The sequence below is a fragment of the Pseudomonas sp. Sample_24 genome (assembly GCF_004307605.1).
In the GTDB taxonomy this organism is placed as follows: Bacteria; Pseudomonadota; Gammaproteobacteria; order Pseudomonadales; family Pseudomonadaceae; genus Aquipseudomonas.
In genome coordinates this window covers 1-6,292 of the sequence record NZ_RCNW01000066.1, presented here as the reverse complement: position 1 = coordinate 6,292, position 6,292 = coordinate 1, and the positions used below count along the sequence as shown (strand labels likewise).

At 61.0% G+C, this 6,292-nt stretch carries 6 protein-coding genes; 3 read left to right on the top strand and 3 right to left on the bottom strand.

Annotation, left to right across the window (positions count from 1 at the left end):
* A partial coding sequence (locus tag D8V06_RS03020; protein WP_130930416.1) for a GNAT family N-acetyltransferase occupies nucleotides 1-562 on the bottom strand: 562 nt, incomplete at its 3' end.
* A 77-nt stretch (nucleotides 563-639) separates the two neighbouring features.
* Between D8V06_RS03020 and D8V06_RS03015 the strand changes: the two genes are divergently transcribed.
* Complete coding sequence (locus tag D8V06_RS03015; RefSeq protein WP_130930415.1) at nucleotides 640-1,560, top strand: histone deacetylase; 921 nt, start codon at nucleotides 640-642, stop codon at nucleotides 1,558-1,560.
* Nucleotides 1,561-1,844: 284 nt separating this feature from the next.
* Nucleotides 1,845-3,086, top strand: a complete 1,242-nt coding sequence (locus D8V06_RS03005) for a TIGR03862 family flavoprotein (RefSeq protein WP_130930414.1) — start codon at nucleotides 1,845-1,847, stop codon at nucleotides 3,084-3,086.
* Nucleotides 3,087-3,215: 129 nt separating this feature from the next.
* Here the strand turns inward: D8V06_RS03005 and D8V06_RS03000 are convergent, their stop codons facing one another.
* Together D8V06_RS03000 and yedA are read right to left on the bottom strand one after the other, a co-directional pair.
* Complete coding sequence (locus D8V06_RS03000) at nucleotides 3,216-4,553, bottom strand: DEAD/DEAH box helicase (protein WP_056855722.1); 1,338 nt, start codon at nucleotides 4,551-4,553, stop codon at nucleotides 3,216-3,218.
* 78 nt (nucleotides 4,554-4,631) lie between these two features.
* A complete protein-coding gene (gene yedA / locus D8V06_RS02995; protein WP_056855723.1) occupies nucleotides 4,632-5,564 on the bottom strand; it encodes a drug/metabolite exporter YedA in 933 nt (310 codons plus the stop codon).
* Nucleotides 5,565-5,730: 166 nt separating this feature from the next.
* Between yedA and D8V06_RS02990 the strand changes: the two genes are divergently transcribed.
* Nucleotides 5,731-6,180, top strand: coding sequence for an Lrp/AsnC family transcriptional regulator (locus tag D8V06_RS02990; RefSeq protein WP_056855724.1), 450 nt, complete (start codon nucleotides 5,731-5,733; stop codon nucleotides 6,178-6,180).
* Nucleotides 6,181-6,292: the final 112 nt, after the last annotated feature.

Sequence of the window (6,292 nt, the reverse complement as noted above, 5' to 3'; positions counted from 1 at the left end):
GCAAGGTTTGCAGCCATTGTTCACGGCTGATGCGGTACAACACGTGATGACGCAGGGGATGATCGACGGCAAGCTTGGGGTGATCGAAGTCATCGGCCGGATCGTGATGCATGCCAATCGCCTGCATGACTTTCTGCGACGGCAGATTACTGTCAGCGGTAAAGGACACGACTTCGCTCAGCAGCAAGCGGTCAAACCCGCAGCGCAGAGCGGTCCACGCCGCTTCGCTGGCGTAGCCAAGGCCCCAGTGCTCGCGAGCCAGGCGCCAACCGATTTCGATGGCCGGGGTAAACGGTGCCTCGAAGCCGACCACGCCCAGCCCGGTGAAACCGATGAATTGCCCGGTATCCTTGCGCTCCAGTGCCCACAGGCCAAAACCGTGCTCGGCGAAATGGCCACGGACTCGCCCGATCAATTCAGCACTTTCCAGTCGGCTCAAGGGCGCTGGAAAATAACGCATGACTTGCGGATCAGCGCACATCGCGGCAAATTCCGGCAAATCGTCATCACGCCATTGGCGCATCAGCAATCGCGCGCTTGCCAGTTCAAGTATCGGCTCCATCGTGCCCTCCCCCCATTTCCATGCCGCCAGTCTACAACGCTGGTAGGATCCGTCTCTCATTCCCGATTGAAATCATCATGCCGTTGCCGTTGATCTACCACGAAGACTACAGCCCCGAGTTTCCGGAGGATCACCGCTTCCCGATGGACAAGTTTCGCCTGCTGCGCGATCACCTGGTGGACATCGGCCTGACCCGCGACGCCGATCTGCTGCGCCCACAACTGTGCCCGCCAGAGATTCTCGCCCTCGCCCATGACCCTTCGTATATCGAACGCTACATGAGTGGCGAGTTGTCCCGTGAAGATCAACGGCGCCTTGGCCTTCCCTGGAGCGAAGCGCTGGCGCGACGCACGGTGCGGGCGGTCGGCGGTTCGCTGCTGGCGGCCGAGCAAGCGCTGGAACATGGGCTGGCCTGCCACCTCGCCGGCGGCACTCACCACGCGCATTACGATTACCCGGCGGGTTTCTGCATCTTCAACGACCTGGCGGTGATCAGCCACTACCTGCTGGAGAGCGGGCGTGTGAATCGGGTGCTGATTTTCGATTGCGACGTGCATCAGGGCGATGGGACTGCTCGGATTCTGCACAACACTCCAGAGGCGATCACCGTTTCCCTGCACTGCGAGAAGAATTTTCCTGCACGCAAGGCTGAAAGCGATTGGGACATTCCGCTGCCCAATGGCATGGGCGATGCCGATTACCTGAAGGTGGTGGACGATGCACTCAACTACCTGTTGCCGCTGTATCAACCCGACCTGGTGCTGTACGACGCCGGGGTCGATGTGCACAAGGATGACGCCCTCGGTTATCTGAAACTGACGGATGAAGGTGTCGCCGCCCGCGATGAAAGTGTGATGCGCCATTGCCTGGGCCGGGATATTCCGGTGGTCGGCGTGATCGGCGGCGGCTACAGCAAGGACCGGCACGCCCTGGCCCGACGTCACGGCATCCTCCATCACAGTGCGCAACGCGTCTGGCAGTCATCAGGTTGTCACTGACCTGTGGATGCTTTACCCACAATGCCTGTGGAACCGCCTGTGGATAACCTGAGTGAAAGGGACTACAGGCCATGCTGGGCATGGGCTACAGACCACTGATCACTTTTTGACCACCTCTTTTGAGGAACGCCACAATCCCTGTAGGAGCGAGCCTGCTCGCGATAAGGCCGGCACTTTCAACATCTTCGTCAACTGACAGATCGCCATCGCGAGCAGGCTCGCTCCTACAGGGGGCGGGGCTGCTAGAATGCCCGCCTTCATTCCGTCAGACCGCAGCGCTCTCCATGACTCGATCCTCGACCTCTTCCTCTTACCAAGTCGCCATCATCGGCGGCGGCCCTGCCGGGCTGATGGCGGCCGAAGTGTTGAGCCAGGCCGGGGTCAAGGTCGACCTGTACGACGGCATGCCCTCGGTAGGCAGGAAATTTCTGCTGGCCGGTGTCGGTGGCATGAACATCACTCACTCCGAAGCCTACCCGGCGTTCCTCTCACGCTATGCCGAGCGCGCACCGCACATTGCGCCGTTGCTGCGTGGCTTTGGCGCTGATCAGCTATGCCAGTGGATTCATGAACTGGGCATCGACACCTTCGTCGGCAGCTCCGGCCGCGTGTTCCCCACCGACATGAAAGCCGCGCCGCTGTTGCGCGCCTGGCTCAAACGCCTGCGCGACAGTGGTGTGGTTATCCACACCCGTCACCGCTGGCTCGGCTGGAATGCCGACGGCAGCCTGAACGTTTCCAGCCCCGATGGCGATAAAAGCCTGACACCCGATGCGACCCTGCTCGCCCTCGGCGGCGGCAGTTGGTCGCGCCTCGGTTCGGATGGCGCGTGGATGCTGGCGCTGGAGCAGCACGGTGTCGGACTGGCGCCCTTACAACCGAGCAATTGCGGCTTCGAGGTGCAGGCCTGGAGCGCGTTGATGGTCAGCAAATTCGCCGGCACCCCGCTGAAAAACATCGCTATCGGCCTCAACGACGACGTGCCACGGCTAGGCGAATGTGTGATTACCGCCACCGGCATCGAGGGCAGCTTGATCTACGCCCTGTCGGCGCCGATTCGCGAGGCGATCAACTTGCACGGTTCGGCAACCATCCACATCGATCTGTTGCCCGGCCGGCCTGTGGATAAAGTTCAGGCAGCCCTGAGCAAACCCCGTGGCTCGCGGTCGATGGCCAAGCATCTGCACAGTCAGTTGGGCATCGACGGGGTGAAAGCGGCGCTATTGCGAGAACTGACCACCGCCGAAACCTTCGCCAATCCAGCCCTGCTGGCCAAAGCCATCAAGGCATTGCCGCTGACACTGGTGAAAACGCGGCCATTGGACGAAGCCATCAGCAGTGCCGGTGGTGTGTTGTTCGAAGCGATGGATGAGCGCTTGATGCTCAAGCAAATGCCTGGGGTGTTTTGCGCCGGAGAGATGCTGGACTGGGAAGCGCCGACGGGCGGCTATCTGCTCACCGCGTGTTTCGCCAGTGGGCGGGCGGCGGGAATCGGGATGGTGGAGTGGTTGCGGCGCAAGGGTTAAGCATCTTCTTGATCGTTCCCACGCTCTGCGTGGGAATGCAGCCTGAGACGCTCTGCGTCCCTTTCAAGCCGAACGCGGAGCGTCCGTAGAGGCATTCCCACGCAGAGCGTGGGAACGATCATTACAGGGTCAAGGCTTACGCTTGCGCGGCCCGGTATTGAACACCGGGACTTTTCGCACAGGCTTGATCGAAGGTTCCGCTGGAGCAACTTCCCCGCTGTCCACCCACTTGCCAAGATTGCGCTTGCCGCCACCACCCGAAGCCTTTGGCTTCTTCGGTTTCTTCGGCTTTTTGATCACCTGGCCACTGGCATCGGTGTCCGGCACGCGGTGCTCGGGTTCGAAGTCAGGTTCGTTCTGACGCTTCAAGGTCTGACGGGTCAACATCTCGATGGCCGACAGCAGATTGACCTCATCGGCACACACCAGAGAAATCGCCTCGCCGGTCGAGCCCGCGCGGCCGGTACGGCCGATGCGGTGGATGTAGTCCTCAGCGACAATCGGCAAGTCGAAGTTGACCACCAACGGCAAGTCTTCGATGTCCAGGCCACGGGCTGCGACGTCTGTCGCGACCAGGATCTGCACTTCACTCGCCTTGAAACGATCCAGTGCACGCTGACGGGTCGCCTGGGGTTTGTCACCGTGGATGCCGTCGGCGTTGATGCCCAGACCCTGAAGTTTTTCCACCAGCGCGTCCACGCCGTTGCGGGTCTTGGCGAACACCAGCACTTGCTTCCACTTGCCTTTGCGCATCAAGTGCACGAACAGTTCCGGCTTGCGCTTTTTGTCCACCGTCACGATCCACTGCTTAACAGTGTTGGCTGCGACGTTGCGCGGGCTGACTTCGATGCTCAGCGGGTCGTTAAGCATCTGCCCGGCCAGCAGGCGGATGTCATCGGAGAAGGTCGCGGAGAACAACAGAGTCTGACGTTTCTTCGGCAGCGCGCGGTAAATGTTCGCCAGCTCTTCGGAAAAGCCCAGGTCAAGCATGCGGTCGGCTTCGTCCAGTACCAGGGTTTGCAGCTGGTTGAACTTCAGCGCGTTCTGGCGAAACAGGTCGAGCAAGCGGCCCGGGGTCGCCACCAGCAGGTCGACGCCGCTGCGCAGCTTCATCATTTGTGGGTTGATGCTGACGCCGCCGTATACCGCGTAGGTGCGCAACGGCAGGTTTTCGGCGTACTGGCGCACGGCTTCGTGCACCTGCTCGGCCAGCTCGCGGGTCGGCACCAGGATCAGCGCGCGGACCGAATTGGCAGTGACTTTCGGCCCTTCCATCGCCAGCAGTTGCAACAGCGGCAGCGCGAAACCGGCAGTCTTGCCGGTGCCGGTCTGGGCAGCGGCCATCAGGTCGCGACCGGCCAGCACCGCCGGAATGGCTTGCGCCTGAACCGGCGTCGGAGTCTGGTAGCCGAGCGTCTCAAGGGAGCGCAGCAAGGGTTCGATCAGGCCAAGGGTGGCGAAAGTCATGGGAATACCGTAGGAAAATTCAGCGCGGGTTGTTCAAAGCAAGTGTGCAAAACATGATGCAATGCCGCGCAGTTTACCCTAATTCACACGGGATTCTGTCGGTACTGCCGTCACCACCACCGGCCGCTCTGGCGTACGACGCCACTGCGGCAGGCCAATCAGCACCACAGCGCTGATGATCACCGCCATTGCCAGCGCTTCCTCGATACCGATGGTCTCGCCGACGAAGACAATCCCCAGCAACACTGCCACTGCCGGGTTGACGTAGGCATAACTGGTTGCCGCTGCCGGACGCACATGCTTCAACAGGTACATGTAGGCGTTGAAGGCGATGATCGAACCGAACACGGTCAAGTAGGCCAACGCAGCCCAACCTTCAATCGGCGGCAGCTTTTCCAGGTGTTCCCCGCTGACGGCGCTGGCGATCAGCAACACGACACCGCCCACCAGCATTTCCACGGCGCTGGCCATTGCGCCTTGAGGCAGCGGCAAGTGTTTGCTCCACACCGAACCGAAGGCCCAGGTGGCCGCTGCAAAAATCAGCAGCGCCGCACCCAAGGGGCTCGACTGCAGGTTGGACCCCAGGTTGAGCATGGCGATGCCAATTATCCCGAGCACAATCCCGGCCCATTCGAGACGGGTATTACGTGCGCCCCAGAAATACCCGCAGAGCAAGGTAAATAGCGGCACCGTCGCCACCGCCAGCGCCGCGACGCCGGAAGCAACGCCGGTGTGTTCCGCCACAGTGACCGCACCGTTGCCACAGGCCAGCAGCAAAATCCCGATGATCCCGGCAGCTTTCCATTGCGCCCAGGTTGGTGCCGGTGCGCCGCGCCAGCGTAAATAGGCGTACATCAAGGTCCCGGCAATAACGAAGCGAATCCCGGCGAGCAGCAACGGCGGCCAGTACTCCACGCCAATGCGGATCACCAGATAGGTCGACCCCCAAATCACGTACAACGCGAAAAAGGCAGCGATCAACGGTAAAGGGAAACGGCGTAGGCCAGGCATGGGACGACTCGCAGGCAAGACAAGTGAACGGCTATTCTAGAAAGGCCGACGACGAAAAATAAGTTACAAAACTTGTTTAAAGCGTCGGTACACTTTTCAAAACACGGAGTTGAGCGCTATAAACCGTGTTTTCGAAAGTCGGCCTTTTTTTCCAGGAGTCGCCCCGATGGATAAGTACGACCGCATGCTGCTCAGCGCCCTGCTGGAAAACGGCCGTGCGTCCTACGCGGACCTGGCGCGCAAGGTCAACCTGTCCCCCCCGGCCGTGGCCGAGCGCGTGGCCAAACTCGAGGCCAGCGGCGTGATCACTGGTTATCAGGCGAAAGTCGACATGGCCAAGCTTGGCTTGCCGATCCAGTGCGTGATCGAACTGCGCCTGAACCAGCACGGCAATCAAAAGGCCTACGACGACCTGATCAAAATCCCGCAATTGACCGAGTGCCACCGCGTAACCGGTGACCCGTGCGTGATCATGCAAGCGGCGGTGGGCTCGATGCCGGAGCTGGAAGAGCTGATCAACCGGATCGCCACGTTCGGGTTCAGCAAGACCTCGATTGTGCTGTCGAGCGCCATCGAAAAGCGCGTGCCGTTAGGGCAGTTGGAAGGAAAACCCTGATCAGATCGTTCCCACGCTCTGCGTGGGAATGCCTCAATGGACGCTCTGCGTCCGCTTTGGGACGCGGAGCGTCCCGGGCTGCATTCCCACGCGGAGCGTGGGAACGATCAGT